At 70.5% G+C, this 25,995-nt stretch carries 31 protein-coding genes and 1 pseudogene; 20 read left to right on the plus strand and 12 right to left on the minus strand.

What is annotated here, in order from left to right; translation table 11 throughout:
• Nucleotides 1–56: 56 nt before the first annotated feature.
• Nucleotides 57–323, minus strand: coding sequence for a hypothetical protein (locus BM419_RS06410; RefSeq protein WP_091925663.1), 267 nt, complete (start codon nucleotides 321–323; stop codon nucleotides 57–59).
• 457 nt (nucleotides 324–780) lie between these two features.
• On the opposite strand from BM419_RS06410, the gene BM419_RS32290 reads away from it, so the two are divergent.
• The 11 genes from BM419_RS32290 (at nucleotide 781) to BM419_RS06455 (ending at nucleotide 4,648) form a co-directional block, all read left to right on the plus strand.
• Nucleotides 781–930 carry a hypothetical protein gene (locus tag BM419_RS32290; protein WP_175556276.1) on the plus strand — a complete coding sequence of 50 codons (150 nt, stop codon included), beginning with the start codon at nucleotides 781–783 and terminating at the stop codon, nucleotides 928–930.
• Complete coding sequence (locus BM419_RS06415; RefSeq protein ID WP_091925664.1) at nucleotides 930–1,304, plus strand: helix-turn-helix domain-containing protein; 375 nt, start codon at nucleotides 930–932, stop codon at nucleotides 1,302–1,304. Before BM419_RS32290 ends, BM419_RS06415 begins: the two co-directional genes overlap by 1 nt.
• Before the next feature lie 2 nt (nucleotides 1,305–1,306).
• A complete protein-coding gene (locus BM419_RS06420) occupies nucleotides 1,307–1,525 on the plus strand; it encodes a hypothetical protein (RefSeq protein ID WP_091925666.1) in 219 nt (72 codons plus the stop codon).
• Complete coding sequence (locus BM419_RS06425; RefSeq protein ID WP_091925668.1) at nucleotides 1,522–1,818, plus strand: hypothetical protein; 297 nt, start codon at nucleotides 1,522–1,524, stop codon at nucleotides 1,816–1,818. Before BM419_RS06420 ends, BM419_RS06425 begins: the two co-directional genes overlap by 4 nt.
• 234 nt (nucleotides 1,819–2,052) lie before the next feature.
• Nucleotides 2,053–2,211, plus strand: coding sequence for a hypothetical protein (locus tag BM419_RS32795; RefSeq protein WP_244540713.1), 159 nt, complete (start codon nucleotides 2,053–2,055; stop codon nucleotides 2,209–2,211).
• Nucleotides 2,208–2,510 (plus strand): hypothetical protein, encoded by a 303-nt coding sequence (locus tag BM419_RS06435; protein ID WP_091925670.1) that lies wholly within the window; start codon nucleotides 2,208–2,210, stop codon nucleotides 2,508–2,510. The genes BM419_RS32795 and BM419_RS06435 overlap by 4 nt, the downstream gene beginning before the upstream one ends.
• Before the next feature lie 5 nt (nucleotides 2,511–2,515).
• Nucleotides 2,516–3,307, plus strand: coding sequence for an ERF family protein (locus BM419_RS06440; RefSeq protein WP_091925671.1), 792 nt, complete (start codon nucleotides 2,516–2,518; stop codon nucleotides 3,305–3,307).
• 1 nt (nucleotide 3,308) lies between these two features.
• A complete protein-coding gene (locus tag BM419_RS06445) occupies nucleotides 3,309–3,944 on the plus strand; it encodes a lambda exonuclease family protein (protein WP_091925674.1) in 636 nt (211 codons plus the stop codon).
• A 1-nt stretch (nucleotide 3,945) separates the two neighbouring features.
• Nucleotides 3,946–4,239, plus strand: a complete 294-nt coding sequence (locus BM419_RS06450) for a hypothetical protein (protein ID WP_091925677.1) — start codon at nucleotides 3,946–3,948, stop codon at nucleotides 4,237–4,239.
• Entirely contained in the window at nucleotides 4,239–4,382 is a 144-nt protein-coding gene (locus BM419_RS32295) for a hypothetical protein (RefSeq protein ID WP_175556277.1), read from the plus strand. The genes BM419_RS06450 and BM419_RS32295 overlap by 1 nt, the downstream gene beginning before the upstream one ends.
• 65 nt (nucleotides 4,383–4,447) lie before the next feature.
• On the plus strand, nucleotides 4,448–4,648 hold the full coding sequence (locus BM419_RS06455) for a hypothetical protein (RefSeq protein ID WP_091925680.1): 201 nt from the start codon (nucleotides 4,448–4,450) through the stop codon (nucleotides 4,646–4,648).
• A 46-nt stretch (nucleotides 4,649–4,694) separates the two neighbouring features.
• Here the strand turns inward: BM419_RS06455 and BM419_RS06460 are convergent, their stop codons facing one another.
• Nucleotides 4,695–4,973, minus strand: coding sequence for a hypothetical protein (locus tag BM419_RS06460; protein ID WP_091925683.1), 279 nt, complete (start codon nucleotides 4,971–4,973; stop codon nucleotides 4,695–4,697).
• A gap of 83 nt (nucleotides 4,974–5,056) precedes the next feature.
• Here BM419_RS06460 and BM419_RS06465 point away from each other — a divergent pair, with 83 nt between their 5' ends.
• Nucleotides 5,057–5,716: a hypothetical protein gene (locus tag BM419_RS06465; RefSeq protein ID WP_091925685.1), complete on the plus strand. Its 660-nt coding sequence runs from the start codon at nucleotides 5,057–5,059 to the stop codon at nucleotides 5,714–5,716.
• Nucleotides 5,717–5,907: 191 nt separating this feature from the next.
• On the opposite strand, the gene BM419_RS06470 is transcribed toward BM419_RS06465, so the two are convergent.
• The gene (locus BM419_RS06470) at nucleotides 5,908–6,120 is read right to left on the minus strand and encodes a hypothetical protein (protein WP_091925687.1); all 213 of its coding nucleotides are present in this window, start codon (nucleotides 6,118–6,120) and stop codon (nucleotides 5,908–5,910) included.
• A gap of 142 nt (nucleotides 6,121–6,262) precedes the next feature.
• Here BM419_RS06470 and BM419_RS31875 point away from each other — a divergent pair, with 142 nt between their 5' ends.
• Complete coding sequence (locus tag BM419_RS31875) at nucleotides 6,263–6,661, plus strand: hypothetical protein (protein WP_139257053.1); 399 nt, start codon at nucleotides 6,263–6,265, stop codon at nucleotides 6,659–6,661.
• Nucleotides 6,662–6,665: 4 nt separating this feature from the next.
• Here BM419_RS31875 and BM419_RS31880 read toward each other — a convergent pair whose 3' ends face one another.
• Together BM419_RS31880 and BM419_RS06480 are read right to left on the minus strand one after the other, a co-directional pair.
• A complete protein-coding gene (locus tag BM419_RS31880; protein ID WP_139257054.1) occupies nucleotides 6,666–6,869 on the minus strand; it encodes a hypothetical protein in 204 nt (67 codons plus the stop codon).
• An 841-nt stretch (nucleotides 6,870–7,710) separates the two neighbouring features.
• A complete protein-coding gene (locus BM419_RS06480; RefSeq protein ID WP_091925693.1) occupies nucleotides 7,711–7,980 on the minus strand; it encodes a DUF1488 family protein in 270 nt (89 codons plus the stop codon).
• A 254-nt stretch (nucleotides 7,981–8,234) separates the two neighbouring features.
• Between BM419_RS06480 and BM419_RS06485 the strand changes: the two genes are divergently transcribed.
• The 4 genes from BM419_RS06485 to BM419_RS33185 all read left to right on the plus strand — a co-directional run bounded on the left by BM419_RS06485 (nucleotide 8,235) and on the right by BM419_RS33185 (nucleotide 11,207).
• On the plus strand, nucleotides 8,235–8,588 hold the full coding sequence (locus tag BM419_RS06485; RefSeq protein ID WP_139257055.1) for a hypothetical protein: 354 nt from the start codon (nucleotides 8,235–8,237) through the stop codon (nucleotides 8,586–8,588).
• A gap of 221 nt (nucleotides 8,589–8,809) precedes the next feature.
• Entirely contained in the window at nucleotides 8,810–10,018 is a 1,209-nt protein-coding gene (locus BM419_RS06490; RefSeq protein ID WP_091925700.1) for a tyrosine-type recombinase/integrase, read from the plus strand.
• A gap of 381 nt (nucleotides 10,019–10,399) precedes the next feature.
• Complete coding sequence (locus BM419_RS06495; RefSeq protein WP_056532440.1) at nucleotides 10,400–10,600, plus strand: hypothetical protein; 201 nt, start codon at nucleotides 10,400–10,402, stop codon at nucleotides 10,598–10,600.
• A gap of 58 nt (nucleotides 10,601–10,658) precedes the next feature.
• Nucleotides 10,659–11,207: an HD domain-containing protein gene (locus tag BM419_RS33185; protein ID WP_091925704.1), complete on the plus strand. Its 549-nt coding sequence runs from the start codon at nucleotides 10,659–10,661 to the stop codon at nucleotides 11,205–11,207.
• Here the strand turns inward: BM419_RS33185 and BM419_RS32805 are convergent.
• Nucleotides 11,172–11,503: pseudogene (locus BM419_RS32805) on the minus strand (hypothetical protein); the annotation flags it as partial. The gene BM419_RS33185 and the pseudogene BM419_RS32805 overlap by 36 nt on opposite strands.
• A gap of 842 nt (nucleotides 11,504–12,345) precedes the next feature.
• On the opposite strand from BM419_RS32805, the gene ybaL reads away from it, so the two are divergent.
• The gene (gene ybaL / locus BM419_RS06505) at nucleotides 12,346–14,220 is read left to right on the plus strand and encodes a cation:proton antiporter domain-containing protein (protein WP_091925707.1); all 1,875 of its coding nucleotides are present in this window, start codon (nucleotides 12,346–12,348) and stop codon (nucleotides 14,218–14,220) included.
• A 79-nt stretch (nucleotides 14,221–14,299) separates the two neighbouring features.
• Here the strand turns inward: ybaL and BM419_RS06510 are convergent, their stop codons facing one another.
• Nucleotides 14,300–15,385 (minus strand): acetyltransferase domain-containing protein, encoded by a 1,086-nt coding sequence (locus tag BM419_RS06510; RefSeq protein WP_244540714.1) that lies wholly within the window; start codon nucleotides 15,383–15,385, stop codon nucleotides 14,300–14,302.
• Nucleotides 15,386–15,861: 476 nt separating this feature from the next.
• Complete coding sequence (locus BM419_RS06515) at nucleotides 15,862–16,767, minus strand: AraC family transcriptional regulator (protein ID WP_091925712.1); 906 nt, start codon at nucleotides 16,765–16,767, stop codon at nucleotides 15,862–15,864.
• 96 nt (nucleotides 16,768–16,863) lie between these two features.
• On the opposite strand from BM419_RS06515, the gene BM419_RS06520 reads away from it, so the two are divergent.
• Complete coding sequence (locus BM419_RS06520) at nucleotides 16,864–17,610, plus strand: SDR family oxidoreductase (protein WP_091925714.1); 747 nt, start codon at nucleotides 16,864–16,866, stop codon at nucleotides 17,608–17,610.
• Nucleotides 17,611–17,707: 97 nt separating this feature from the next.
• Here BM419_RS06520 and BM419_RS06525 read toward each other — a convergent pair whose 3' ends face one another.
• The 4 genes from BM419_RS06525 to BM419_RS06540 all read right to left on the minus strand — a co-directional run bounded on the left by BM419_RS06525 (nucleotide 17,708) and on the right by BM419_RS06540 (nucleotide 25,209).
• On the minus strand, nucleotides 17,708–20,749 hold the full coding sequence (locus BM419_RS06525; protein ID WP_091925716.1) for a PAS domain-containing protein: 3,042 nt from the start codon (nucleotides 20,747–20,749) through the stop codon (nucleotides 17,708–17,710).
• A gap of 208 nt (nucleotides 20,750–20,957) precedes the next feature.
• Nucleotides 20,958–23,420 (minus strand): two-component system VirA-like sensor kinase, encoded by a 2,463-nt coding sequence (locus tag BM419_RS06530; protein ID WP_091925718.1) that lies wholly within the window; start codon nucleotides 23,418–23,420, stop codon nucleotides 20,958–20,960.
• On the minus strand, nucleotides 23,417–24,445 hold the full coding sequence (locus BM419_RS06535) for a cytochrome-c peroxidase (RefSeq protein WP_091925720.1): 1,029 nt from the start codon (nucleotides 24,443–24,445) through the stop codon (nucleotides 23,417–23,419). Before BM419_RS06535 ends, BM419_RS06530 begins: the two co-directional genes overlap by 4 nt.
• Before the next feature lie 2 nt (nucleotides 24,446–24,447).
• Nucleotides 24,448–25,209 (minus strand): response regulator, encoded by a 762-nt coding sequence (locus tag BM419_RS06540; RefSeq protein WP_091925721.1) that lies wholly within the window; start codon nucleotides 25,207–25,209, stop codon nucleotides 24,448–24,450.
• A 374-nt stretch (nucleotides 25,210–25,583) separates the two neighbouring features.
• Here BM419_RS06540 and BM419_RS31885 point away from each other — a divergent pair, with 374 nt between their 5' ends.
• Nucleotides 25,584–25,886: a hypothetical protein gene (locus BM419_RS31885; protein WP_132367411.1), complete on the plus strand. Its 303-nt coding sequence runs from the start codon at nucleotides 25,584–25,586 to the stop codon at nucleotides 25,884–25,886.
• Nucleotides 25,887–25,995 lie beyond the last annotated feature (109 nt).

Genomic DNA, 25,995 nt, shown 5'->3' on the forward strand with positions numbered 1-25,995 from the left:
CAATTTGCTTGAAATTTTTTCGAGGACATCCACCTGCGGGCTAGTCTGTGAGATATTTAGAACGGCAGCTGATCCGCCAACCCCGACGGCACCTTGCCGAAGATCGCCAGCGTCACCGGCTCCGAGCCGTCGCCGTAGTCCTGATCTACGACCGTGCGCGTGAAGGCGGCAGCACCGACCGCCCGGCCGTTGCGGACTTTCTCCTCAGCAACACGACAGGCCTCCGCGGCGCTCCGGCAGCCCGAGAGACTACCCGCGGCGAGCTCGCCATTCGCCAGAACAAACAATTGTACACTGTGAGCGACGATTGGCTGAAGCGACATCGAGGCCCCTCCTTAGGTTAGATCAAAGCTCGCCTTTCAATGTTAAACGCAGCGTCACATTGCGGCCGCTGCCGCCTCGCTCCACGCAAGATTGGCAGCGGAACCGGCTCCCTAAAGCCTGAACTGTCCGAAAGCCACGGCGCTCTGCGTCTCTTATTTTGAACCCCGGCCAATAACTCTTCCGGCCGCATTCCTCACAATGGATGTAGATCCCGACCACGTCCGCTAACTCGGACGGGAAGTCGCGCGGCAGGGCTCCCATCCGGGCCTCTTGCTTGTTCCTGCTGTGTTCTCATGCTGCAACCAGAACGCGTCGAGAGTCGAGGCGGTTCTCGCGGCATCTGTGGACAAATGTGGATAAGCGCAGGAAAGCCCAACTTACCTTTCTCACTTGCGGGTCCAGGAAAGATCTGCTTACCTATGCCCATCGCCGCTCACCGAGCCGATGGAGCCCCAGATGCTCACCGCCTACCTCGACAATCTCCAGCACGCGTCGGCCACGGTCGTAGTCGCGCACTGCCTGCTCGGCTCGCTCACCATCGGCCTCGCCCCGTTCGTACCGGCGTTCATCGCCCAGCACGTGGCCGCCGTTCGGGGCGCCCGCTGATGGCCGGCCAACCCGCCACCGACGTCGACGTCCGCATCGGCGAGCGCATCAGCGCCGCCCGGATCCGGGCTCACCTCACACAGCGCACCGTGGCCGCCGCGATCGGCGTCTCGGCTGCGCAACTCCAGAAGTACGAGAAGGGCGTGAACCGCATCAGCGGCGTCGCTCTGAGCATCATTGCCCGGCTCACCGGCGCGCCCATCGCGTCCTTCTTCGACGCGCCCGAGACGCCCACGCCGCTCGCGGTCCCGCAGACCGTCGACCGCGCTCGCGAGCACCTTCTGCAGGCGGCCGATCTCTACGCCGAGGCGCGCTTGGTGGCCGGTGACGTTGCCGGCTCGCGCACGCTCGCCCTCGTCCCCGAGGCCGCCTGACCATGGCGCACCTCGACCTCCCCGCCGGCTACCGGATCACCGGCTCCTCCGCCGGCTACGCCCTGCACGGCCCCTACGGGCCCCTCGGCGGCGACTTCGACTGCTGGGCCGAGGCCTGTTTCGCCGCCCAGGACCACGCCGATTCCCTCGCGCTGGAGGCCGCCGACGAGCTGGCCGCCATCGCGGACTTCGAGGCCCAGCAGCTCCTGGAGGCCGCATGAACGCGCAGCATCCTTTCCGCGCCCAGTTCGGCGCGCTGGCTGAGGCCGCCGAGCCGCTGCCCAGCGCGTCCGAGGCTCTCGGGCGGCTGGAATCCTCCCTCGCGATCCTCGACGCAATCAGCGAGTCCACGCTCGCGGCGGTCCATCACCTGGAGCGGGCCACCATCGCCGGCGCCGGACAGCGCGCCGACATGGGCCGCCTGGAGGACGTCTCCGCGAAGCTCGCCGCCGCGGCGCGCCGCGCCGAGGCCGCCCGCGCCCGCGTCTCCGACAAGCTGGCGGGTGCGCGATGAGCTGCGCCGTCCGCTCCGCCCCGAACCACCAGGCGTTCATCGCCCTGGTCGATCGCCACGCCGCCGGGTTCGGCGTCCCGAGCTACAGCGAACTGGTCCGCGCCATCCACGCGCAGGACCAGCGCGCCGCCGAGCTCTACGCCGCCCTGCGCACCACCACCGAGCACGCCGCGGCAGCGCAGGTCCTGCTCCTGAACACCGGCTTGGACCAGCCGCGCGAGACGCTGGACCGCTGTGCTCGAGGAGGCGCTGGAGCGCGCCACCGCCGGCACCATGGCCGGGAACATCGCGCTCTTCACCGCCGAGACCCGCGTCGACCTCGACGGGCGCGACGACGTCACCGTGCTCGCCGACGCGCGCACCCGGCTCCGGGCCGCCGGGAGGCGCCTGTGACCCTTCCGCCCTTCACCCCCACCGAGGCCGTGATGACCCGCTCCGTGCTCCCCTTCGAGATGCGCGAGCCCCGCGCCGTCACGCCCGCCCAGCGCGCGACCTTCCTCGGCATCCGGGCGCCGGTCCGAGCCTGCGAGAGCACCCTGCGTGGCCTCGCCGACGCCGACGGGAAGGTGTTCGCGCTGCTCATCCCGGCCGGCTCCGCGAGCCTCGACCGCGAGCGGGCTGAGATGCTCGCCGCCGCCATCAACGCCGGGCTCGGCGTCGCCGGCCTGCCCGCCACCGTCTCCGCAGAGTGAGCACCATGTCAGCAGCACGCCAAGAGATCGCCGTCGCCGACACCGCGCAGGTGCCGGCCGCTCAGCCGGCCGAGGGCGCCGCCGTCCTGTCCATCATCGAGCGGATGGCCCGGGACCCGAACATCGACCCGGACCGCGTCGAGCGGTTCCTCGTCATGGCGCGCGAGGACCGGGCCGAGCGCGCGCGCATCACCTTCAGCGCCGCGATGTCCGCCTGTCAGGCCGAGTTGCCGCGCGTCCTGCGCGACGCCCGCAACTCGCATTCCGGGGCCTCCTACGCCCGCCTGGAGAGCATCGCCAAGGCAACGGCGCCGATCATCGCCCGGCACGGCTTCTCGCTGTCATTCGACACCGAGCCGTCGCCGATCCAGGGCAACCTCCGGGTCACCTGCACCTGTGCGCACGAGGCCGGGCACGAGCGCGCCTATCACCTCGACCTCCCGCCCGACACCGCCGGCGCCCAGGGCAAGGCCAACAAGACGCCCATCCAGGGGATCGGCTCCACGATCACCTATGCCCGGCGCTACCTCGTCCTGCAGGTGTTCAACATCGCGCTGACGAACGACCCGCACGACACGGACGGGGCGCCGGCCGGCGGCAACGACGACGTCATCAGCGACGAGCAGGCGGAGCAGATCCGCAAGCAGCTCACCGAGCACAAGATCCCGCCGGACCGGCTGCTGCGCTTTTTCGGCGTCGAGAGCGTGCCGGACCTGCCAGCCAACCGGTTCGACGAGGTCCTGGCCTCCATCAAGACCACCGTGGCCAACCGCGCCCGTCAGCAGGAGGGTCGCTGACATGGCCGACATGGTCCAGGGGAGCCCGGAGTGGCTCGACGCGCGCTGCGGCAAGGCGACCGCCTCCCGCATCGCCGACATCCTCGCCGTAAAGAAGGACGGCAAGCCGACCGCCGAGCGCGAGCGCTACCTGATGGAGCTCGTCGGCGAGCGGCTCACCGGGCTCACGACCCAGCACTACCTCACCGGCCCGATGCTGGAGGGCTCCGAGCGCGAGCCGCAGGCGGCTGACGCCTACGCCTTCCTGCACGGTGTCGACGTCGACCAGATCGGCTTCGTCGAGCACCCCAGCATCGCCATGGCCGGCGCCAGCCCGGACCGGCTGGTGGGCGATCTCGGCCTCGTCGAGATCAAGTGCCCGACCCTGCGCACCCACCTCGACACGCTGCTCTCGGGCGCGATCCCCGAGCAGTACCTGCCGCAGATGCGCTGGCAGATGGCCTGCACGGGCCGGAAGTGGTGCGATTTCGCCTCGTGGCACCCGAGCGTGCCGCCGGCCCTCCGCCTGTGGGTGAAGCGCCTCCACCGCGACGACGAGCAGATCGCGAAGGACGAGGTGGCCGTGCGCGCCTTCCTCGGCGAGGTCGAGGCCCGCGTCGCGACCCTGTTGGCCATCGGAACAGCAGAGGCCGCCTAAGATGGCCCGCTACGTCCTCGAAGGCGAATGGTCCGGCTACTCGTCGTCCCAGCGCCGCGTCGTCCACCGCGAGACGATCAACGAACGCCGCCGCGCCCGGTACGAGGGCCGCGGCCGCCTGTTCGCCGTCCGGTTCACGGATGGCACCATGCTGGAGCTGTCCGTCCGCCCGGTCCGCCGCGGCGAGAAGGTCGAGACGCTCCTCGGCTACGGCTCCCTGATCTCCGAGGCCGAGGCGAGCACGGCGACGTGCTTCCAGGTCCGGCCGATCAGCGGTTCGGACGAGGCGGCCTGATGTCCTGGCCCAGCCTCTTCATCGGGATCGCCATCGGTCTCGCCCTGGCCGGCGCCGTCTGGTCGCTCGTGTCCTCGCACCGCGCCCTCAGGGCCGAGGACGCCGCGCGCGCCGCGTCCGATCGCGGGGAGGGCGACCGCTGATAGCCGCTCTCCGCTGCCCCCATTGCACCCGCACGCTCGCCAGCACCGAGGCGCTGTTCTCGCACGTGAAGGCGAAGCACGGGCTCAAGGCCGCCCGCGTCTGCGTGCCGGAGCATCCGGTGTTCGTCCGGCAGGCCGAGCGCCGCGCGCGGCGCAAGGGTCGCGACCCCGAACCCAACATGGCCGACCTCGTCGTCGAGGCCTCGCTCAACCGGGCCATTGGCCTGCCCGTCGATCGCGATATCGTGGAGATGTTCGATGTCTGAGCGTCCGCGTCCGCGCGTTCTTCGTCTCGGGCGGAGCCAGATCGCTCTATGGGTTCAGCCCAGCATCGAGCTTTCGCACCGCGCGGACCGGACTTGCGGGATCGTTCTGCGACCGGGCCTCAATCCGGTGCGACATGCGACCGACGCCCATCATGGATCGCAGCTTCGCGGTCACGCCGATCAGCACCAGAAGCCCGATCACCAGAGCGAAGACGGTCAGCGTGTGCTGGATCGCGTCGTCGTACTGCCGTCCGGCGTGGAGGATCACCCATCCCACGCCGACGAATGCGGCGGCCGTGATCAGTGGGATCAGCGGATCGAACATCGCGACATCAACGATCCGGGCGCGGATCAGCTTCAGCGGCCCCTGGCCGCGCCCATTCTGACGAGTGGCGGGGGAGCGGCGGCATGATGTGCTGGGCTTCGCGCACCGGCACGCGCCGGAACCTCGATGCTCTCGGCCGGCATGGCTGGGGCCTGCTCATCTCGCGCGCGGGCGTCTGGCGCGTGGAGGAGTGGGCATGCCCAGAAACGGGCGAGCGGATCCGCTTCCGCATCGTCGCCGACAACGGCGCATGGAGCGATTTCCAGACCGGACGCGAGTTCGACGAGGAGGAGTTCGAGCGGTTTCTCGACTGGCTGTCGAGTCTTGACCAGCCCGCGGAGTGGCTGGTGCTGCCGGACATTGTCGCCGGCGGCCTGCGCTCGCTCGACCTCTCCGTCCGCTACCTCAACCGCTGCCTATCGGTCGTGCCGATGGTGCTAATCGCCGTGCAGGACGGCATTGAGCACGCCGACCTCGCGCAGCTGGTGGGCCCGAACGTCGGCATCTTCCTGGGCGGCTCAACCGAGTGGAAGCTCGCCCGCATGGCGGACTGGGGCGCGTTCTGCCGTGAGCACGGCTGCCACTTCCACGTGGCCCGGGTGAACACTATCCGCCGCATTCGCATGGCTCACGCCGCGATGGCGCACAGCATCGACGGCACGAGCGCGTCTCGCTTCGCGACGACTTTGCCGGCGCTCGACCTAGCCGCGCGGCAGCCTGATCTCATCGGGAGGGCTGCATGAACGCGGTCACGACACGCGGCTCCGACGACTGGCTGCGCGCCAGGCGGACGCAAGCCGAACAGGCGCGCCGTCAGGCCGCTCATCACCGCCGGGTCGCTGAGTCCTGGGACGCGCAGGCCGCCGAATTCGAGGCGGACATCGCGCACGTCAAGTTACCAAAGCCGCGGAGCAGCCCTATGGCCGAATTGGTCTCAGACAGTGATGTCGACCACACGCTTCTGCGACGGGGGAAGGTTCAGACCGCCCTTCCTCTCCTGAATGCTCTCCTCGTCGGGCCCTTGCACCGCCGCCGTGACGGTATGCAGTCCCGCCCTGTGTTCGAGCGCGGCTTCAGCTCGGGCCGATTGGATCATCTCCGTCGCCCTCACCGGCCCGACGGCGTTGATCGAGGTGGTGATCGTCATGGCTCGGACCTCCTCAAGCAGGATCTGAGCACGAGAGCATTGAGCGATCAGTTTCGTAGATCCGGTCAATTTTTCAGATCCGTGAAAGCGCAGCTGAAGAACAGTTTTTCGGTCCTCATCACTCTGATCTCGGAGTAGGAGCATGGCCGAGTCCCGCACCATCACGCGAGAGGGTGGCGTGGCCGCCAAAGTGATGCCCGTCGCAATATGGGTAGATCGCTACCGATGCCGCGCGACGCTCATGCAAAACGCAAAGAACAGGGCCGCCGAGAAAGCCCATACATTAATGAACCCACCGCGCCCATCACCTGGTGGCGAAAGATTATACGTCTTTTCGATTGCGCCGATCAAAAATGAAAGGGCTGATAGGACAGCTAATAGCCAATCGGCATTATCAATGCGCCGCATGTCAGACTCCATTCTGGAGCATATCGACCGAGCGAAAGGCTTGATTTTAATACTTCAAAGTCGATTGACTGCGGAAGTGCACCCATACGGCTTAGGCATCGCCGCCCCCGCCAAGGGAGGCGCCCGTGGCTGAGATGCTACTTGCCCTTGAGCGGATCGTTGAGCCCGGGTCCTTCGACCTCGGATACGATGCCAGTCGGACGATCGCCGCCCGAGAGGTGGCCGTCCGGAGGCTGCCGCAGCGGGCCGCCGCCCTCGATGAACTTGTCCCTACTAGCCTTCTCACCTGCAGCAACGTCTTTCAGGGACGGAGAAACGCGGTCGTTTTTGCCCTCGGTCATCGCGCTCTCCCTCGCCCGCATGGAGGCGTCGGACAGCTGCAGCCACGGCGTGGTCAGATGCCGTCCGTGGACAGCAGGTTAGCCGTCCGCTCCATACAGAATAAAGTAATCAGCGGCTTCATGCGTTCCGGCTTCGGCGGGTCGACAGAGGCTGCCGATGCCGAGGGCGCGACAAAGGATCTGTTAGGCGCGATGATGGAGGCGCGCCATGATTGAACCATCACAAATCGACACTGCCGTCGTCACGCGTTCACCGATCTGGTTTTGTTTGATTACCGTCCGTCCCGCCCATAACGGCGCCGACTACTACGATGCACAAGACTATAACAATGATGCCCAGCACCGCAGTAATTGCGCGCTGGTGCCTGCGCGCCGCAAACAGAACAAAACAACCCGCCAGAAATACAGCTGTCAGAACTATAGGCGAGTCGAAGATCTGCATGGACTGGTATGCCGTCGGGTAAACTTGCGCTCCCGTCTCGCACTGATCCAGCTCAACGGTGACGATCGCGAAGGAATCCGAGCGCCATGGTGCATCCTGACGCTCCTAGAAAGGCTCCTTCGGTACAGGGACAGTGGGGGGCGGCTCTGGCTGATCTGCCAGGTCACTGCGCACGCGAAGGCCTTCTGGAGAGCCGTCGTCCGGCGTTCGAACCCGGTCGGGGATCGTAGCAGTCGTTTTGGGCATATTCGACCAGCCGTCCTGAGTACCGATAGGAGGATCGGCAACAGTTTGTGCGACTGCAGGGATGCTGATTACCAGAGCGACTACAGCAGAAAGTTTGTAAAGGGAGTACATTTTAAATTTCTCCGCAATGAACACCAGCGCCGCTCTTGCAAATCAATCGAAGTCTCGATCATCAAGATCGATTACTCCATTAGCAATGCCGTCGCGCGCGTACCTTCTACCAGCAGCGTCTTCGATTTCGCCTTGGCAGCTTTCAAAAAGATCGATTGGCTCGGAGTCCTCGTCGCCGAAGCAGTCTCGCAGTGTTGTGATCGGAATTCTGCAAGGGAGAAGCCTGCGCCCGTCCGACATCGCGAAACGAACATGCTCTCGCGTGTTCGCATCAATAACCGGGGGCCATCCCGGGTAACCAACGATCATCATGGCACGCCTCAGCGGTTTTATTCAGCCCCCCAGAAATACCTGTTTCATAGACAACGGGTCATCGACACAGAACGAGCCGCAATCGGCAAAATATATTTTAGATCCGCCGACTTTGACCCTAAGAGAATCCGGAGCCTTCGGGGCCTTATCGAAACGAAGCGAGTTGACGTCTCCCCCGCTCGCGCCTTCCGCAGCCCCCTGATTGGCTGGCAGCCGCTCGCGCCGGCCGACGCGCTCGACATCGCGGGGGCCGCATGACGAAGCGCGCCCCGAAGCCTCTACCACCGCCGACAGACGACGAGCGCCGCCGCGCGGGCGAAGCTGCCCAGGCCCTGCGCGCGGCTATCGCCGACCCGTCGACCATGGGCACGAAGAGCACCGCGCACGTCGACTTGGTGCGCCCGCGCCGCGGCGAATGGTGGGAGAGCTGGGCCAACCTGCCCGGCTTCCACCGGATCAACGGGAAGCGCGGCCGCTACATCCACGCCCTGCTGCCTGGCTGGAGCTACACCCAGCGCGAGATCCGCGCCGAGATGATCCCGGACCTCGAGGCGCTGGCAGAGCGCGGAGAGCGGCCGACCGAGGACACGAGCGGGAGGGCAGCGTGAGCGCAGAACAGCAGCGGGGAGGGGGCGATGCCGCGTGAGCAGTTGGCCAGCGCCGCCGACCTGGTGCGCGAATTCGGCTTCACCGAACGGCACTGGATCCGTCAGGCTGCGGCCGGGCGAATCCCCGGTGCTCGACAGCCGTTCGGTCCGCGGTCATCGTGGGTATTCGACCTGCGTGCCGTGCGTCAGTGGTGGGATGCTTCGACGAGGACGGTGCCAGAATGGCCGACATCTACCTCCGCGGTAAGACGTGGTGGGGCCGGGTCCAGAAGAACGGCCAGGACATCCGCGAATCCCTCGGAACACGATCTGAAAGCGTTGCTCGCCAACGTCTTGCGGTCTGGCTCTCCGACCTCGAAGCCCAAGCGTGGGGCGGGAAGCCGCGGCTGACGCTGAACGCCGTCATCGCGTCCTTCATCACCGACCACGGCCCGTCGCTGCGCCCGAGCACGCTCCGTCGCTACGGGGTGTCGATCAACTGGCTGAACGAGCACTTCAAGGGCAGCCTGCTCCTCGAACTGCGGGCCAAGGATCTGAAGGAGTTCGAGACCGCACGGCGCACAGCCGGCGCCTCGGCTCCGACGGTCCGGCGCGACCTCGCCTGCCTGTCGACGATCTTCGGCTTCGCGATCGAGAACGAGTGGGCCGACCTCAACCCGGTGATCCCGTTCCTCAAGCAGCGGGCGAAGCGCGGGCTGCGGGAGGCGCCGCCGCGGACCCGGTACCTCAACCGGGCGGAGGAGGGGCGGCTGCTGGAGTCGGCGGTGCCCTACGTCCGTGACGCAATTCTGTTCGCGATCTACACCGGCCTGCGCCAGGAGGAGCAGTTTTCGCTCACTTGGCCACAGATCGACCTCGCCCGGAAGCAGCTCACCGTCTCGGCCGAGACCGCCAAGGGCAAGCGCGAGCGCACGGTGATCCTGCTGAAGCCGGCGCTCAAGGTGCTCGCCCGGATGCCGCGGCATCTGACCAGCCCCTACGTCTTCCATCACGGCGCGGCGACGACGAAGCGCGGCGCGGCTCGAGCGGCGGCGGTAGCGCGACCGGAGCGCAACGACGGTGAGCGGTTCAATCACCTTGACCGCGGGCTCCGGAACGCGGCCGACCGGGCGAAGGTGAAGGACCTGCGCTGGCACGACCTGCGCCGGACCCACGGCTGCCGGCTCCTCCAAGAAGAGAAGTGGACGATGGAGATGGTGCGCGATCAGCTCGGCCACCGCAGCGTCGTCCAGACCGAGCGGGCCTATGCATTTTTGGAGGTTGAGGCGCGGCGCGCAGCGGCGCATGGAGTCGGCACAAATCCCGGCACAGGGGAGGGCGGGTCATTCCCACAGGAGATCGACGCCGCGACCGGCCTGCCGATCGTTGCACAAAAACCGGCACAGGGGCAGCGGACTGATTTGGAAAAGCGAAGGCGTGCAAGACGTTAGCACTTGGGGATATTGGCTTTTGGTACCGCCATTCCCAGGTTCGAATCCTGGCGCCCCAGCCAAATTTCCCAAGGAAAACAGGACCTTCGGCGCCGGGACTGAGCGGGCCCGCCGGAACGCGCGGTGTCGCCCCGCGGCACGAGAATCCGCACGGTCCCGAACGGCCCGCGGGCCGTCCGGCGCCGGCGCTCCGCACCGTGAGGCCGAGACGACCGCTGTGGAGAGCGAGACCGCGACGGCTGAGCCCATCACGTTCCCGACAGGCCACCACGTCGACGTGGCCGAGGCCATCGAAATGCGCTCTCAGGCGACGAGCCTCCGCGCCGGCGCTGCGCCGCACGTGGCCGAGAGCGCGATCAACATGAGTTTCCCGAGGACGACATGAGCGACGTGCCCGATCCGAAGCGGAAGACGATCGCCGACAGCGTGCTGGTTCGTCTCAGCACGTTCGCGTTGGGCATCGGCCTGTACGACGGCATCGCCCGGAGCATCGTCGAGAAGGCGGTCGCCGACATGCCGGAGGCCACCGTCGAGCAGATCGCGGCGGCGGCGCGGATGATGATGCTGTTCGTGTCGGGCTGAGAGCGGTACATGGCCGGGACAGCGACCCTGCTGGCGTATCCGGTGAAGGGATGACCGCGTGATCCTGCCTCCCCTCCGCCGGACGGCGGCCGACGCGCGGACGGTGGCCACCGTCGCCCACGACGGCCAGGTCGACAAGGGCGGCAGGCCGTATATCGAGCATCTTGCGCGCGTGGCTGCCGGCGTGCTCAGGCTGTCGGAAGGGTGCCCGTTCTGGTCCGACCTGGAGCGGGACGAGGCGCTGCAGGCCGCGTGGCTGCACGATGTGGTCGAGGACACCCGCTACGGGTTCGGCGACTTGGCCAAGGAGGGATTCAGCGACAACGTGCTGACCTCGGTCGCCATGCTGACGAAGCCCGGAGGTCGCGTCACCTACGCGGCCTGGATCAACAACATCGCGAAAGTGGGCACCCTCCGGGCGACCCTCGTCAAGCTCGCCGACCTCGAGGACAATTCGGATCCCGGGCGTCTGGCGCTCCTGCCCGCGGAGACCCGCGAGCGGCTTCATCTCAAGTACGAGCCGGCCAAGGCAATCCTGCGCGCGGCGGCGGCGGCGAAGGGCTGGCTCGGTTCACCGACGACGGTCGAAGGCAGCGGGCCGCGTTAGCCCAGCGCCTTGCCCATGCGGCGAAGCTTCGCGCGACCGGCACCGTCCCGCTGTCACGGCCGCGGCATGCGCGGCGACCCGCGCCGCGACAGCGAAGCCGCCGTCGACGGCCTGATGGAGCAACCGCTCGGCCAGCTCGGTAAGGACGATGTCGGGCTTCACGCGATCGACCAGCCCGTCATCGATCGAGGTCGGCCAGACGAGGTCGACTAGACGACGTGCACCTCCCGGAATGTCTCGGCGAACAGGATCGTCAGCATGAACGGCGCCCGGTGGCCGAAGCTGTCCCCGAAGAGCAGCGGCCGCCCGCGACCAAGGCCCGGACAATCGAGGGAAGGTCAAATCATCCTCTTCCCAGATCTTGGACGTGCGCCAGCGCACGCGATTTACAATGCTCGCGGTTCGCGCGCGGATGAAGAGCCGATCATGTGAACGTTAATACAAGGGGCCTCGATCTCTGGGGGCATCGCGTGAGCCGCACGTATCCGAACACTCGCAGAGGGCGAGCTTTGCTGTTCAGCCGTCAAGCTGAGCCGACCATTCGGACGTCGGATCTGGTGGGAGCCACGGCCGGGGTCGCACTCCTGGGCGGCCTGTGCTTGCTGCTCGTGGCCCTGCTCACGAGCGAGGCCCAGGGATTTACGGATCTCACGTCGATCCTCACGGACAGCTAGAGCAATACCCGACCCTGTTGCGGCCGGACGCGCGCCCGCTTCCGGGCCGCGTGACGGAGTCGCGCATCCCGGTCAGGCTGCCGCACCTCGCGCGGGCGGCACCGCTCCCCCGGCGCGGGCTCCGGCGAGGCGCCCGTTCCCGGCAGCGGCGAGGCCGCGGGTTCCAGGTCCCGGCCGTTCGTCCCGCCCCGACCCGCCTCGGCCCTCGACCGCGCGCCGGATTCCTGCACGATGGGCGATCGGGACGCGCGGACGCGGGCGGCGCCCGCTGCCCTGGCGCGGGACAGCACTCCGGAAGACCATCGCGGCTCGGCGGGAGGCGGTTTCGCGGCGCCCGAGGGGCACGCGGCGATCGCCGACGGCGGTTCGCACAGGCGTTCGGTCGGAAGAGCGTTGAATCGCGGCCGCCATTCGGAAAGGCTCGCTCCGCCCGATCCGCATCGCCCCCCGGAGGTGAAGACCCTGTGCCGCACGCGACCGAACTGATCGCCATCATCGCCCTCGGGCTGACCCTCGCCTTCATCTGCGGGATGGTCGCGCAGCGCCTCAGGCTGCCGCCGCTGGTCGGGTACCTGGTCGCGGGCGTCCTCGTCGGCCCCTACACGCCGGGCTTCGTGGGCGACAGCAACCTCACGGGCCAGCTCGCCGAGATCGGCGTCATCCTGCTGATGTTCGGGGTCGGGCTGCACTTCTCGTTCAAGGACCTGATGGCCGTGCGCGCCATCGCCCTGCCCGGAGCGGTGGTGCAGATCGCGGCGGCGACCGCCATGGGGATCGGCCTCGCCTTCGCCTGGGGCTGGACCCTCGGGCAGGGCCTGGTCTTCGGCCTCGCCCTCTCCGTCGCGAGCACGGTGGTCCTGCTCCGCGCGCTGGAGGAGCGCGGCCTCCTCGACACGGACAACGGCCGCATCGCGGTGGGCTGGCTCATCGTCGAGGATCTGGCGATGGTGCTGACCCTCGTGGTCCTGCCCGCCCTCGCGCCCTCGCTCGGGGGCGAGGCCCGGGGCCTCGGGCACGGCACGGCCCACGCCCTCACGGACCTCGTCGCCCAGCTCGTCGGACCGGAGTACGCGCAGAGCCTCGCGCTCACCGTCGTTCTGACGCTCGCCAAGGTCGCGGTCTTCGCGGGGCTGATGCTGGTGGGCGGACGCCGCTTCGTGCCCTGGCTGCTCGACCAGGCGGCGCGCACCGGCTCGCGGGAGCTGTTCACCCTCGCGGTCCTGGCCCTGGCCTTGGGCATCGCCTTCGGCTCGGCGGAGCTGTTCGGGGTCTCCTTCGCCCTCGGGGCCTTCTTCGCCGGGATGGTGCTCGCCGAGTCCGATCTCAGCCATCAGGCGGCCGCCGATTCGCTGCCGCTGCAGGACGCCTTCGCGGTCCTGTTCTTCGTGTCGGTCGGGATGCTGTTCGATCCGGGGATCCTCCTGCGCGCGCCGCTCTCGGTCCTGGCGGTGCTCGGCGTCATCATGGTCGGCAAGTCCCTCGCGGCCGTCGCCATCGTGCTGGCCTTCCGGCACCCGCTCGGCACGGCCCTGACGATCGCCGCGAGCCTCGCCCAGATCGGCGAGTTCTCCTTCATCCTGGTATCGCTCGGCCTGTCGCTGAAGCTGCTGCCCGAGGAAGGCCGCAACCTGATCCTGGGCGGAGCCCTGCTGTCGATCACGCTGAACCCGCTCTTCTTCGCCCTGGCAGCGCGGATCGAGCAGGTCTTCGCCGACCGGCCGGACCTTGCCGCCCGCTTCGCGCGCAAAGGCGCGGCCGACGTCGCCATCTCGGGCGGGGAGCCGCCGCGACGGGACCACGTCGTGATCATCGGCTTCGGGCGCGTCGGCAGCAGCATCGGCGCGACGCTGGAGACCTGGGACCTGCCCTACGTGGTGGTGGAGCGCGACCGGCGCCGCGTGCTGGCCCTGCGCGCGGCCGGCACGCAGGCCGTGTTCGGCGACGCGACCGCGCCCGGCATCCTCGAGGCGGCCGGCATCGGCACCGCGCGCCTGCTCGTCGTCGCCACGCCCGACGCGCATCAGGCCCGTCGCCTCGTCGAGGCCGCGCGCGCCGCCAACCCGGGGATCGACACCGTGGTCCGCACGCACAGCGAGGCGGAACGTCGGCATCTCGAGGAGGACGGCGTCGGCCTCGTGCTGATGGGCGAGCGGGAGCTGGCCCTCGGCATGTCCTTCTACGCGCTGCGCAGTCTCGGCGTGCGCGAAGGCGAGGCCCGCGTCTTCATCGACACGGCGCGCGCGGAGAGCCGGAGCGACGCGGAGGTCACCGTCGGGCAGGTGAAGGGGACCCCCGAGCTGCGCCATCAGCACGACCGCGACGGGGCGGACCTGTCCTGACGAGGAACCGCGGGGGCGGCCCGGTCGTGGCCGCTCCCACACGGGGCCGCGGCGGATGTCGGCGGCCGAGGGGCCGCCGTCAGAGGTAGCTCAGGACCGGCGATGTCGAGGCCCGCTTCAGGCGCACCATGACGCGGCACGCCAGCCAGAGGGGAACGCTCACGGCGACCGCGACGAGCCAGAGCGCGAGGGGCGAGCCGGCCTCCACCCGTCCCGACGCCCCGGCGAGGCCCAGCGCCACCGCGCCGTCGTAGAGGACGCGCAGCAGCGCGAGGTGGAGCAGGTAGAAGAACAGCGGCGCGCCGCCGAAGACGCGCAGGCCGCCGAGGAGCCGCTGCGGCATCACCTCGAACAGCGCCAGCAGGCCGAGACCGAGGCCGAGGGTCAGCAACAGGAAGTCGGCCGCGGGCGGGTATTTGGTCAGGTTGACGAAGGACAGCACCGTGGCGAGCGGCGTGGCCCCCGCCTGCCACGGCACCGGCTCGCCGTAGCCGTTGAGCCCGCGCAGGAAGAGGAAGCCGACCAAGGCGGCCGCCCCCAGCCCGAGGAGCCCCGCGCGTCGGCGCGCGGCGTCGACACCGCCGGCGAAGAGCGGCCCCAGGGCGTAGCCGGCCGCGATCACGCCGATCCAGGGCAGGAGCGGGTACGAGGTCCGCGCCAGCCCGCCCCAGGGCAGCGCGATCATCCCGCGCTGGTGCAGGATCGACCAGAGCACGTAGCCGGGCTCGTCCGCCCGGATCGCGACCCCGTCCAGCAGGTTGTGGCCGAGCATGAGCGCCAGGGCCCCGGCCACGAGGGCGGCCCGCGGCAGCCAGAGCAGGCCGGCCAGCGCCACCATGCAGAGACCGATCACCCAGATCACCTGCAGGTACAGGATCGGCGGCCGGACGCTGCCGGCCCAGGCGAAGTTGACGAGCGTCACTTCCAGCAGGATCAGGAGCAGACCGCGCTTGAGCAGGAAGGCGGCGGTCGCCCGCGCGCCGTGCCTCTGCCCGTAGAGGAACGCCGAGAGGCCGGTGAGCAGGACGAAGACCGGCGCGCAGAGGTGCGAGGCAGCCCGTGTCAGGACTAGGTCGGGCGGCGTCTCGGCGAGGTCCATCGGGTCGCGGACCTGCGCGTGAAGGTAGAAGAACTCCCGCACGTGGTCGACGAGCATCAGCAGCATCACCAGCCCGCGCAGGGCGTCGATGGAGCCGACGCGCCGCGATGCCGCCGGACCGCCGGGGCGCGGCGGCGGGCGCCCAGGACGATGCGACCATCAGGAGCGCGCCACCGTGCCGAGGGTGCCCCGCGGGGGAGCGCCGATGTCGGCTCGGACACCGCCGGCGATCGCGCGGAATGCCGGCGACCATCGAGCGGCGCGGTCCTGGCGGCGGCTCGCACGGGCACCGGCCTGCGCGCGGAGGGCCTGCGGATCGGTGATCAGGACGTTCTCCTGCGCGAGGGGCCGTGGCGCGTCGGTCGCGCCGCGGCGGGTGACGGGGTCGAGCGCGCTTCCGTCTGGTAGCCGAACTCTGCTTCGGGGCGAAGGGCCGGCTGGCACCGTCGATGCCGGTGCCGTGATCCGGGCCGCCTCACCGTGTCCGGGCCTGGCCCGGGCTTGGCCCGGGGCTCGTCCGGGGCACGGCCAGCCGGCCCGGATCACGGCACCGGCCGCTCGCGGGCGTACCGGATCGGCGGCCGGCCGACGTGCCGGGCGAAGGCGACGCTGAAGGTGCTCGCCGAGCTGTAGCCCACCCGCGCGGCTACCTCGGCCATCCCGACCGCCTCGCGGCGCAGCAGATCCTTCGCCAGCGCCATCCGCCACGCCAGCAGGTACTCCATCGGGGCGACCCCGACCGCGCGGCGGAACCGCTCGAAGAACGTGGACCGGGAGAGGCCCGCCTCGCGCGCGAGCGCGGCCACCGTCCAGCTCGCCGTCGGCCGGTCGTGCATCCGCCGCAGGGCGGCGGCGAGCCGGTCGTCGGCGAGCCCGCGCAGCAGTCCCGAGGGCGCCGCCGGCCCGGCGGTGGCGCGCAGCGCCTCGATCAGCACGACCTCCAGCAGGCGCGCCAGGACCACGTCGCGGCCCGGCCGGTCGGCGCGGGTCTCCTCGTTCACGAGGCCGAGCAGAGTGGTCAGCCGGGCGGCGCCGCGCACATGGACATACCGGGGCAGCAGCGAGACGAGCAGATCCGCGTCGCTCGACGCGAAGACGCAGTGGCCCACGAGCATCCGGACATTCGGCGGCCTCTCGGCGTCGCCGAGCCGGAACACGCCGGGGCTCACAGCGACGGGACGCTGCGCTGCGCGCCGCGGGGGCGGCGGCTCGAGGCTGGTGGTGGTGAACGCGTGGGCCGCGGGGATGAGGACGAAGTCGCCCTCTCCGAGCACGATCCCGGCCTCGCCGTCGATCGCGAGGCGGCACCCGCCCTCGAGCACGGCGGCGTAGAACGGAAGCCCGGAATCCGTGCGCCGCACCGCCCAGTGACCGGAGCCGGTGACGAGCTTGGACAGCGGGGCGCTCGGCCGGAGGAGGCCGACCACCTGGGTGAGCGGATCGGGCATTCTCGGACGCTCGCCAATGCGAAACGGACTTACGCACGTATCAGGTCCGGCCCGCGCTCTCTATCACCCCGTTGCCGCTTCTGCACGGGAGTTCCCATGAACACGATCCTGATCACCGGCTGCTCGTCCGGCTTCGGCCTGGAGACGGCCCGCACCTTCCTCGAACGGGGCTGGCGCGTGGTCGCCGCGATGCGCGGGCCGCGGAGCGACCTGCTGGCGCCCTCCGATCGTCTGAGCATCCTGCCGCTCGACGTGACCGACCACGACAGCATCGACCGCGCGGTCGCGGCGGCCGGACCGGTCGACGCGCTGGTCAACAACGCCGGCGTCGGGCTACTGAACGCGCTGGAGGGCGTCTCGATGGACGCCGCGCGGGAGGTGTTCGAGACCAACACCCTCGGCACCATCGCGATGACCCGAGCGGTGCTGCCGCAGTTCCGGGCGCGCCGCGCGGGCGTCGTCGTCAACGTGACGTCGAGCGTGACGCAGCGCCCGCTGCACCTGCTGTCCGTCTACACGGCGAGCAAGGCGGCGGTGAACGCCTTCACCGAGTCCCTGGCGCTAGAGCTCGAACCGTTCGGAATCCGCGCCCGGCTGGTCATTCCCGGACGGGCCCCGGAGACCGCGTTCGGCGCCAACGCGCGCGCCCGCATGGGCATGGACATCCCCGAAGCCTACGCGGCGGTGGCCGCGAAGGTCTTCGCCGGCATCCAGCAGGCGGACGGGGACCTGACCCGGTCCTCGGACGTGGCGGAGGCGGTGTGGCGCGCGGTGACGGACCCGTCGTGCCCCATGCGTCTGCCGGCCGGCGCCGACGCGGTGGCGTGGGCCAAAGCGAGCTGAGGGCGGGCTGAGGGCGAGCTGAGAGCTGGCTGAGGGCGGCGGCGAACCGCGCAGGCCCCGGCCCGGAGGTCCGGGATCCCGACGCGGGAGCCCGGGCTCAGGACGGATCCGCGAGCGCGCCGGCCTTCCGGCGCGGATCCAGGGCCCGATGCAGGATGCGGCCGAGCTGCTCGGCCGAGTACGGCTTGTGGAGCAGCGTGAAGTCGTGGGCGTCCGACTGCGCGAGAACGTGGCTGTAACCCGATGTCAGCACCACGGGCACCTGCGGCGCGCGCCGCCGAAGCTCCTGCGCGAGCGCGACGCCGCCCATGCCGGGCATCACCACGTCCGAGAAGACCAGGTCGTATCTGTGCGCCGCCCGCCCGAGCTCCTCCAGCGCCTCCTCGGCGTTGGCCGCCCAGGTCGGCCGGTAGCCCAGATCCTCCAGGATCTGCGTCGCGAACTGCCCGACGCCGACATTGTCCTCCACGACCAGGACGCGCTGCCCGCTCCCGAGCGGCGCGAGGTCGGCATCTTGCAGCCGGTCACCGGCCGGCCGCTCCTCGGACGCCACCTGCGGCAAGTAGAGGGTGAACGCGGTGCCCGCACCGAGAGTGCTGCGCACGTCGACGTCGCCGCCCGACTGCTTAGCGAAGCCGAAGACCTGGGACAGGCCGAGGCCGGTCCCCTTGCCCACCTCCTTGGTGGTGAAGAACGGCTCGAAGATCCGCCCGATCCGCTCGGGCGGGATGCCGGTGCCGGTGTCGATCAGCGACACGGCCGCGAAGGGCTTCCGGGACCCGGCATGGCCGCGGATGGCCGGCAGGGCCGCGCCGCAGGTCACGCGCAGGGTCAGCGTGCCTTCCCCATCCATGGCGTCGCGGGCGTTGACCGCCATGTTGACGAGCGCGGTCTCGAACTGGCTCACATCCGCCCGGATCAGACAGGTCGCCTCCGGCACCTCGGTCACGACGTGCACCCGCGCGCCTGTCAGGGTGTCGAGCATGTCGGCGATCGCCCGCACCCTCTGGCCGACCTCGAACACCTCGGGCTTGAGGGCCTGCCGGCGGGCGAAGGCCAGCAGCTGGCCGGTGAGCTTCGCGGCCCGCTCCACGGTCTCTGAGACCGCGTCGAGGTAGCGGCGCTTGCGGACCTCCGGCAAATCGGGCCGGCGCAGGAAGTCGACCGACGAGCGGATGATCGTCAGGAGGTTGTTGAAGTCGTGGGCGACGCCGCCGGTGAGCTGGCCCACCGCCTCCAGCTTCTGCGACTGGCGCAGCGCCTCCTGCGCCTGGGCCAGCTCGGCCTGGCCGCGCAGCCGCTCGGTGACGTCCATGACGAACTGGTAGCAGCCCGTGCGCTCGCCCCGCGCGTCGCGCAGGGTGCGGAAGCTGATCTCGTAGGAGGGGCGCGCCCGCTCCGCGTCGCCGAACGCCTCGACCAGGGTGATCTCCTCGCCGGCGAGCCCGCGCCCCCACCCCGCCCGCACCTGCGCCTGATGCTCGGGCTGGTCGGCCAGCAGGTCGAGCATGTTGTCGCCCACCTTCGGCCTCACGCCGTAGATGCGCGCGAACTCGTCCGCATTCGCCTTGTTGATCGCCAGGATGTTGTAGTCGAGATCGGCCGCCATCACCATGATGTCGGTTCTCTCGACGATCGTGGCGAAGAGATTGCGCTCCGCGGTGCGCTCGGAGACCTGCAGCTCCAGGGTCTCGTTCAGGTCCTGGAGGCGGCGCTCGCTCTCGGCGAGCCGCGTCTCGGCCTCCTTGCGCCGGCTGAGATCGGCCGTGACGATCAGGAGGCTCTTGAGCCTGCCGTCCGCGTCGTCGAGGCGCCGGATGCTGCTGCTAGCCCAGATCGCGCTGCCGTCCGGGCGGAGATAGCGCTTGTCGAGGGTGACATCGCGGTCCGTCTCGAGGGACCGCGCCAGCGCGGCCGCGCTCGGCGCCCGGTCCGCGGGATCGGTCACGTCGGCGACGCCGAGCCGCAGCAGCGCCTCGGCCGGGCGCCCGAGGATCCGGCACAGCTCGGTGTTGACCCGCAGGAAGCACCCCGCGGCATCCACCTCGGACAGGCCGACCGAGGCGCCGGCGAAGATCGCCGCCAGGTGCTCCTCGCTCTTGCGCAGGGCCGCCTCCGCGCGGGCGCGCTCGATCGCCGCCTTCACGCGCTCGCCGACGTCGCGGATCAGGTTCCCCTCGGCGGTGGTCCAAGCGCGCGGCACCGCGCTCTGCACCGCGAGCAGGCTCACCCACTCCGCGCCGCGGAACAGCACGACGTCGACGAAGGCCGCGACCTCGCGGGATCCGAGGCCGGCGCGCGCCGCCTCGCTGAAGCGGGGATCGGCCGCCACGTCCTCGACCGCGACCACCGTCCCGTCGCGGTAGGCGGCCAGGAGGTCGGGGCCGAACGCCGCCAGGGAATGCTCCCCGACGATCGAGCCGACGCCCCGGACGTATTCCCGCTCGACCTTCATCAGGCTGCCGGCGATCTCGGCGTAGAAGACGCGGCTCGCGCCGACGCGCTCGCCGAGGCGCCGCGAGGCCACCGCGACGATCTCCGCCGACGCGGTCAGCGGGCGGAGCGTGTCGCTGAGATCGAGCAGGAAGGATTGCCGCTCCTCGTTGTCCCGCCGCGACGCCTCCGTCTCGCGCGGACGGCGGGCGGCGCCCGCTTGGCCGGCGATCGCCGTGCAGGTCCCGACGAGGCCGGTGACCTGCCCCGCCGTGTCCCGGACGGGCACCAGGGAGAGCGCGAAGCGCGCCGCGTCGGCACCGCCGTCGCCGTGGAGGAGGGGCTCACCCTCCGCCGTGTGGACCGGCCGGCCGGCATAGGCCCTGTCCACGAGGGACGCGAGACCGGCACCGACCCCGCCCCAGACCGCGAGACAGTCCCGGCCGAGGGCCGCGGGATGCCGGTCGCCGAGGATCTCCGCGTAGAGATCGTTGTACAGGAGCCGCCGCTCGGGGCCCCAGAGGATGAACGTCGGCCGGTTCGCGCCGAACATGACCCCGATGAGGGTCGTCAGCGATTCGGGCCAAGCGAACAGCGCGCCGAGGGGCGTGCTGTCCCAGTCGTGCGCGCGCAGGAGCACGGCCATCGCGCCGCCGTCGGCGAGGAAGGCCGGGTCGCAGATCGGGGCGTCAGATCTCCCGTGCATGGCGTCCTGACGCGGCTTCGACGGGCATCGGGGGTTCCTCGCGCGACGGGGTCTCGGCGAGACTCGACCCGGCCCGTTCGATCGTCGAGGCGGCATCGCGCATCTGGCCGCCCGGCATGCCAGACCGGTCCCACGTGACGCCGAGCTTGTCAAAGCCGGGATAGCGCCCGCGTGGCCGGATCGCAGGATCCTGATGCCGCCGGTGCCCTCAGGAGACGGCGGCCGGGCGACGCGCCGGGTCGACGGAGGCGAGATGGCGCCGCAGCGTCAGCGCCAGGGCGTTCGAGCGCCACGGCCGCCGGACGATGTCGGCGACGGGAACCGCCGCGAGGAGTTCCGGCTGCACCGCGTCGGTCGACGACAGCGAGAGCACGATCGGCCGCCCGGAGATCCGCGCGGCGCGGTGCGCGAAGGCGAGGCCCGAGAGATCGGCGAGACGGTTGTCGACGATCAGCAGATCGAACCGCCCCGGCTCCCGCCGCAGGACGGCCAGGGCCGCCTCGGGGTCCGCGTAGCCGACCGGCTCGTAGCCGAGCGCCGCCAGCGTCTCCTCGTCGTCCTGGACCGACCGGCGCGTGCGCCCGACCAGCATCACGGTCCCGCCGGCCGCCGCGCCGTCCGCGGCCTGCGGGATCACGGGCAGCCACACCGCGAAGGTGCTGCCGCTGCCCGGCGCGCTGCGCACGTCGAAGGCGCCGTCGTGCTCCTGAACGAACTCGAAGGCGGTGGCGAGCCCGAGGCCGGTCCCGGCCGGGCGGGTGGTGAAGAACGGCTCGAAGATCCGCGCGAGCGTGGCCTCGTCCATGCCGCGGCCGGTGTCGGACACGCGGATCCGGACGTAGGCGCCGGGCCGCAGGGTGCCGTGGGTCAGGGCGCTCGACCGCGGCAGGGCGACGTGGTCGAGCCGCACGTCGACGGCCGCGCCCGGCGCGGAAGCCTGGACGGCGTTGCGGATCAGGTTGTGGACGACCTGCTGCAGCTGTGCCGGCTCGCCGCCGACGCGGGCGCCCTCCGCGGTGCCCGAGAGCGCGATCGTGGCCGGTCCGGCCGTGGAGGCCCGGATCTGCGCCACGGTCTCGTGGACCACCGCGTCCGCCGCGCTGGTGCACTGCGCGGAGCGCGCGGGGCGGCCGAAATCGAGGATCTGGCCGGCGATCTCGCGCGCGCGGCCGCCGGCCTGGACCAGCAGCCCGATATGCTCGGCCGCCCGCCCCGGATGAGCCGGCAGGGCGTCCCCGGCGATCTCGGCGTGGCCCAGCATGACGTTGAGGACGTTGTTGATGTTGTGGGCGACCCCGCTGGCGAAGGTCCCGATGGCCTCGAGCCGCTGGGCGCGGCGCAGCGCCGCCTCGATCTCCCGGCGCTCGGCCCAGACGTGCTGTCGCTCCAGGGCGGCCGCGAAGCTGTCGGCGACAACCTGCAGCAGGCCGCGCGAGTGCCGCAGCCAGGGCGGCAGGCCGGAGGTGGTGCGCTCGAAGCAGAGCAGGCCGACGATCCGATCGCCCCGGCGCAGCCGCGCGCAGGCCCACGAGACGACGCCGCGCTCGGCCAGGGAGCGGCGCAGGGCCGGCGGCCCGGTCTCGTCCGCCACCTCGACGAAGATGAGGTCGCTGGCGGCGGCCGCGACGTCGTGAACGAGGGCCTGCTGCGCCGCCGGCCAGCCGCTCGGCGGCGCGAGGCCGGGCCGGTTCCAGAGATGCACCGCGCCGGTGCCGTCGAGCATGAGAACGTAGCCGTGATCCGTGTCGAGCCCTTCGCCCACCATGGCGAGGACGTCCACGATGCGCGTGTCGGTCTCGTCGGGCTGGATCGCCAGGAAGCGGTTGGCCGCCTGCGCCACGACGGTCTGGAAATCCACGGTCCGGCGCAGGATCCGGGTCCCGGCACGCATCAGCACCCCCACGCGGACCACGAGGGCGAGCAGCGCGAGGGCGACGGCGTAGAGCGCGAGGCGGAATCCGTCCGCCCGGGCCTGGCGCCGGTCGCGGAGGCTTCGCCGGGATTCCAGGAGCGCCTCGCGGGCCGCCTCGCTCGACGAGGCCGGCAGCGAGCGCGTGACCGCGTCGACGTGCGGCAGCAGTTCCAGGAGCTGGCGCCCGTGCAGGACGATGGCGTCGACGTCGCCGGCCCGGGCGGCCGCCCCGTCGGCTTCGTGCAACGTCTCGAGACGGGTGCGGATGTCGGCGAGGCGCGCGGGCGTCGAGTCGCGCACGAGCTCCGAGATGCGGATCTGGAGCGCGGCCACCGCGCGCGCGAGGCCGGGAGCGATGTCGGACTCGGACAGCCGGTCGCTGAGCGAGTCGAAATAGGCGATCGAGTTCTGCACCAGGGCGTTGCCGGTCTTGAACCGTTCGACCATCGCGGCCTCCCGATCCACCGCTTCGGCCAGCGCCTGGACGTCGGGATCCCCGGCATTGCTCGCCTGCAGGTCGGCCCCGGCCTTCTGCATCTCGCGCAGGTGCGCGACGATCGGGTCGTAGTTGCGCAGCAGGCCGGTCCGGGCCCGCAGCACGTCGTGCTGCATGCGCGACTCGGCCAGAGCCAGGGCGTCGACGGTCCGCTGGGTCGCCAGGTAGGCGGCCTCCATCCCGCCGTTGCCGTTGATCAGCAGCCACGTCAGCAGCGCCGCGAGCAGCGCGCCGAGCGTGACGGCCTGCAGGGTCAGTCTCATAGCTGCGGCTTGCCGTCCTGAGAGGCCGCGCCGGGCGCTGGCGGCGCGGTCAGGGGCCGGCCCTCGTAGGTGCCGGTCAGGGTCCCGAGGAAGGCGACGATCCCGTCGATCTGCGCGGGGGTGAGTTCCCGGCCGAGCTGCGCCCGCGCCATGAGCCGCACCGCCTCGGGGAGCGTGGCGATCCCGCCGTCGTCGAAGTAGGGCGCCGTGACGGCGACGTTGCGCAGGCTGGGCACCCGCAGCACCTCGGCCACCTTGTTGGGGATCGTGACGAAGATGCCGACCTTCTCGAACAGGTTGCCGCCGACATTGACGCCCTGGTGGCAGGACGCGCAGCCGATCCGGCGGAACAGGTCGTAGCCCGCCTGCTCCGCGTCGGTGATGGCGTGGGCGTCGCCGCGCAGCCAGCGGTCGAAGCGGCTGTCCGGTGTGAGGAGCGTGCGCTCGAAGCTGTTGATCGCGTCGATCACCATCTCGCGGTCGGCCGCGCGCCCGTAGGCGGCCTGGAACATCGGGGCGAGCACCGGGTCGCCCCGCACCGTGTCGAGGATCCGGGGCCAGGAACCGCCCAGGAACTCGGGCCGCGTCAGGGCGAGCTCGGCCTGCTCGCGCAGGCTCGGGATGTCGCCGGCCCAGCCCAGCCGGAAGCTGAGCGCCGCGTTGAAGGCCGTCGGCGTGTTGCGCGGAACCGGCGTGCCGTCGGCGGTCAGGTTCCGGGGCACCGCGCTCGCGCCGCTGGTGCGGATGTCGTGGCAGGTGATGCAGGCCCAGTCGCCCCCGCGCGACAGCCGCGTGTCGGTGAAGAGCAGGCGGCCGATCGCGGCCCGGGCCGGGTCCGCCTCCAGGGTGTCCGGCACCGGGGTGATCACCCCCAGCGCGTCCGCCGCCTCGGCGGAGAGCGCGGTGTCGACCGGCCTGTCGTGGCCGGCTGGCCTCTCGTGGGCGGCCGCGGCGAGGAGCGCCGCGGCGCTGCCGAGGAGCGCCGCGACCGCGACGCGCCATCGGCCGGCCCGGAACCGGGTCACGGCTACAGCTTCTCGACGGTCGCGGCGAGGACGTAGCCGACGCCGCGCTCGGTGACGATCAGGCGCGGCGCGCTCGGATCCACCTCCAGCTTGCGGCGCAGCCGCAGGATCTGGACGTCGATGCTGCGATCGAACACGTCCTCGTGGACGCGCGTGGCCTGCAGGAGCTGCTCGCGGCTGAGCGGGCGCTGGGGCGCGTCGAGGAAGGCTACCAGCAGGGCGTACTCGCCCTTGCTGAGCGCGACATCCGCGCCTTCGGGATTGGTGAGGCGCCGGCGACGCCGATCGAGCACCCAGCCTTCGAAGCGGCTGCGGTGGGATTCCTGGACCCGCGCCGGGGCGGGCGCCACCTCGGCCCGGCGCAGGATGACCCTGACCCGCGCGAGCAGCTCGCGCAGGCCGTAGGGCTTCACGAGGTAATCGTCGGCGCCGAGCTCGAGGCCGATCACCCGGTCGATCTCGTCCCGGCGATGGCCGGTGGTGATGATCACCGGCAGGTCGCTCCGGGCCCGCAGATCGCGCAGCAGGTCGAGCCCGTTCTCCGAGCCCAGCCGCAGGTCCAGCACGACGAGGTCGAATTCGGCCTCCGCGAGCCGCTTCTCCGCCTCCGCCCGGTCGGTCGCCGCCGTCACGGCGACGTCGTGGTCGGCGAAGTGGTCCGAGACGATGCGCTGCATGCCCGCGTCATCCTCGACGAGGAGGATGCGGGTCGTGCCGGCGCGCGCGCTCCGACCCTGACTCCGGTCCAGACTGGATTCGATCATGGCCACCTCCGGTTCGCGGCGGCCCGCCGCGACGGCACGATCTCGACGCGCCGGTTCGGGGAGCGGGAGGAGCGTCCGGTCGGGCTGATAGCGCCACCCGGATGCTCTTCGCGTCCGTCGCCGGCCCGCCCCGGCGGCCAATCTGGGCGCGTCCGGTCATCGGGCCTTACACGGCTGAGCTGATACCACGCCCCCTAAAAGATTGCGCGCTCCATATTGTGCGTGACAGCACAGCGCGAGCATTCGTCCCAGCACGTACCGTATCGAACAAACGATATCGCCACCGTTACGGCTGTAACCGAGATCATCTTGTTGAGACACCGGGATGTAACCCGCGGAAATCAGGATCATGCTCTCGAAATAGAGAGGTGATCATGACTGACGCCGCGATCCCGGAGATCGGTCCGCACCTTCACCGAAATCTCTGCAAGTCCGAGCCCGACTGTCGGAAGCCCGCTGCTGGTCTTCCCGGGCCGTCGGGACGCCCGGCGCGGGAGCGCGGCGGCCCGGCTTCGTCCCCGATCGCCGCGCCGCGACCGGCGCTCGCCCGCCACGGACGATGGCTGCTCGACGCGCTGGTGGTCAGCTTCGCATTCGGCGGGTGCATTCACAGTATCCACCCGGACTACGTCGATTTCCTGCGCGATATCAGCAGCAGAAATCGGCACCGAACCTGACGCTCCTGCCGTCGAGAGCTCCACGTCGTCTTTCAGATCGCTCCAGGGAGGTCAGCCGATTCGCGGCCTCCGCGCGCCTCCGCGCGCGATCATCTCGGGACATTCAGAT

The organism is Methylobacterium sp. yr668, assembly GCF_900116245.1.
Classification (GTDB): domain Bacteria; phylum Pseudomonadota; class Alphaproteobacteria; order Rhizobiales; family Beijerinckiaceae; genus Methylobacterium.

What these genes read in the sequence shown, in the direction of transcription:
- BM419_RS06480 (WP_091925693.1), bottom strand. Translation starts at nt 7,980, where the DNA reads ATGATGATCGTTGGTTACCCGGGATGGCCCCCGGTTATTGATGCGAAC.
- BM419_RS32295 (WP_175556277.1), top strand. Translation starts at nt 4,239, where the DNA reads ATGTCCTGGCCCAGCCTCTTCATCGGGATCGCCATCGGTCTCGCCCTG.
- BM419_RS06465 (WP_091925685.1), top strand. Translation starts at nt 5,057, where the DNA reads ATGATGTGCTGGGCTTCGCGCACCGGCACGCGCCGGAACCTCGATGCT.
- BM419_RS06520 (WP_091925714.1), top strand. Translation starts at nt 16,864, where the DNA reads ATGAACACGATCCTGATCACCGGCTGCTCGTCCGGCTTCGGCCTGGAG.
- BM419_RS06485 (WP_139257055.1), top strand. Translation starts at nt 8,235, where the DNA reads ATGACGAAGCGCGCCCCGAAGCCTCTACCACCGCCGACAGACGACGAG.
- BM419_RS06540 (WP_091925721.1), bottom strand. Translation starts at nt 25,209, where the DNA reads ATGATCGAATCCAGTCTGGACCGGAGTCAGGGTCGGAGCGCGCGCGCC.
- BM419_RS31880 (WP_139257054.1), bottom strand. Translation starts at nt 6,869, where the DNA reads ATGACCGAGGGCAAAAACGACCGCGTTTCTCCGTCCCTGAAAGACGTT.
- BM419_RS06425 (WP_091925668.1), top strand. Translation starts at nt 1,522, where the DNA reads ATGAACGCGCAGCATCCTTTCCGCGCCCAGTTCGGCGCGCTGGCTGAG.
- BM419_RS06515 (WP_091925712.1), bottom strand. Translation starts at nt 16,767, where the DNA reads ATGCCCGATCCGCTCACCCAGGTGGTCGGCCTCCTCCGGCCGAGCGCC.
- BM419_RS06460 (WP_091925683.1), bottom strand. Translation starts at nt 4,973, where the DNA reads ATGTTCGATCCGCTGATCCCACTGATCACGGCCGCCGCATTCGTCGGC.
- BM419_RS06415 (WP_091925664.1), top strand. Translation starts at nt 930, where the DNA reads ATGGCCGGCCAACCCGCCACCGACGTCGACGTCCGCATCGGCGAGCGC.
- BM419_RS31875 (WP_139257053.1), top strand. Translation starts at nt 6,263, where the DNA reads ATGGCCGAGTCCCGCACCATCACGCGAGAGGGTGGCGTGGCCGCCAAA.
- BM419_RS06470 (WP_091925687.1), bottom strand. Translation starts at nt 6,120, where the DNA reads ATGACGATCACCACCTCGATCAACGCCGTCGGGCCGGTGAGGGCGACG.
- BM419_RS06495 (WP_056532440.1), top strand. Translation starts at nt 10,400, where the DNA reads ATGAGCGACGTGCCCGATCCGAAGCGGAAGACGATCGCCGACAGCGTG.
- BM419_RS31885 (WP_132367411.1), top strand. Translation starts at nt 25,584, where the DNA reads ATGACTGACGCCGCGATCCCGGAGATCGGTCCGCACCTTCACCGAAAT.
- BM419_RS06510 (WP_244540714.1), bottom strand. Translation starts at nt 15,385, where the DNA reads ATGCTGCTGATGCTCGTCGACCACGTGCGGGAGTTCTTCTACCTTCAC.
- BM419_RS06525 (WP_091925716.1), bottom strand. Translation starts at nt 20,749, where the DNA reads ATGCACGGGAGATCTGACGCCCCGATCTGCGACCCGGCCTTCCTCGCC.
- BM419_RS06410 (WP_091925663.1), bottom strand. Translation starts at nt 323, where the DNA reads ATGTCGCTTCAGCCAATCGTCGCTCACAGTGTACAATTGTTTGTTCTG.
- BM419_RS06445 (WP_091925674.1), top strand. Translation starts at nt 3,309, where the DNA reads ATGGCCGACATGGTCCAGGGGAGCCCGGAGTGGCTCGACGCGCGCTGC.
- BM419_RS06450 (WP_091925677.1), top strand. Translation starts at nt 3,946, where the DNA reads ATGGCCCGCTACGTCCTCGAAGGCGAATGGTCCGGCTACTCGTCGTCC.
- BM419_RS06420 (WP_091925666.1), top strand. Translation starts at nt 1,307, where the DNA reads ATGGCGCACCTCGACCTCCCCGCCGGCTACCGGATCACCGGCTCCTCC.
- BM419_RS06440 (WP_091925671.1), top strand. Translation starts at nt 2,516, where the DNA reads ATGTCAGCAGCACGCCAAGAGATCGCCGTCGCCGACACCGCGCAGGTG.
- BM419_RS32290 (WP_175556276.1), top strand. Translation starts at nt 781, where the DNA reads ATGCTCACCGCCTACCTCGACAATCTCCAGCACGCGTCGGCCACGGTC.
- BM419_RS06530 (WP_091925718.1), bottom strand. Translation starts at nt 23,420, where the DNA reads ATGAGACTGACCCTGCAGGCCGTCACGCTCGGCGCGCTGCTCGCGGCG.
- BM419_RS06490 (WP_091925700.1), top strand. Translation starts at nt 8,810, where the DNA reads ATGGCCGACATCTACCTCCGCGGTAAGACGTGGTGGGGCCGGGTCCAG.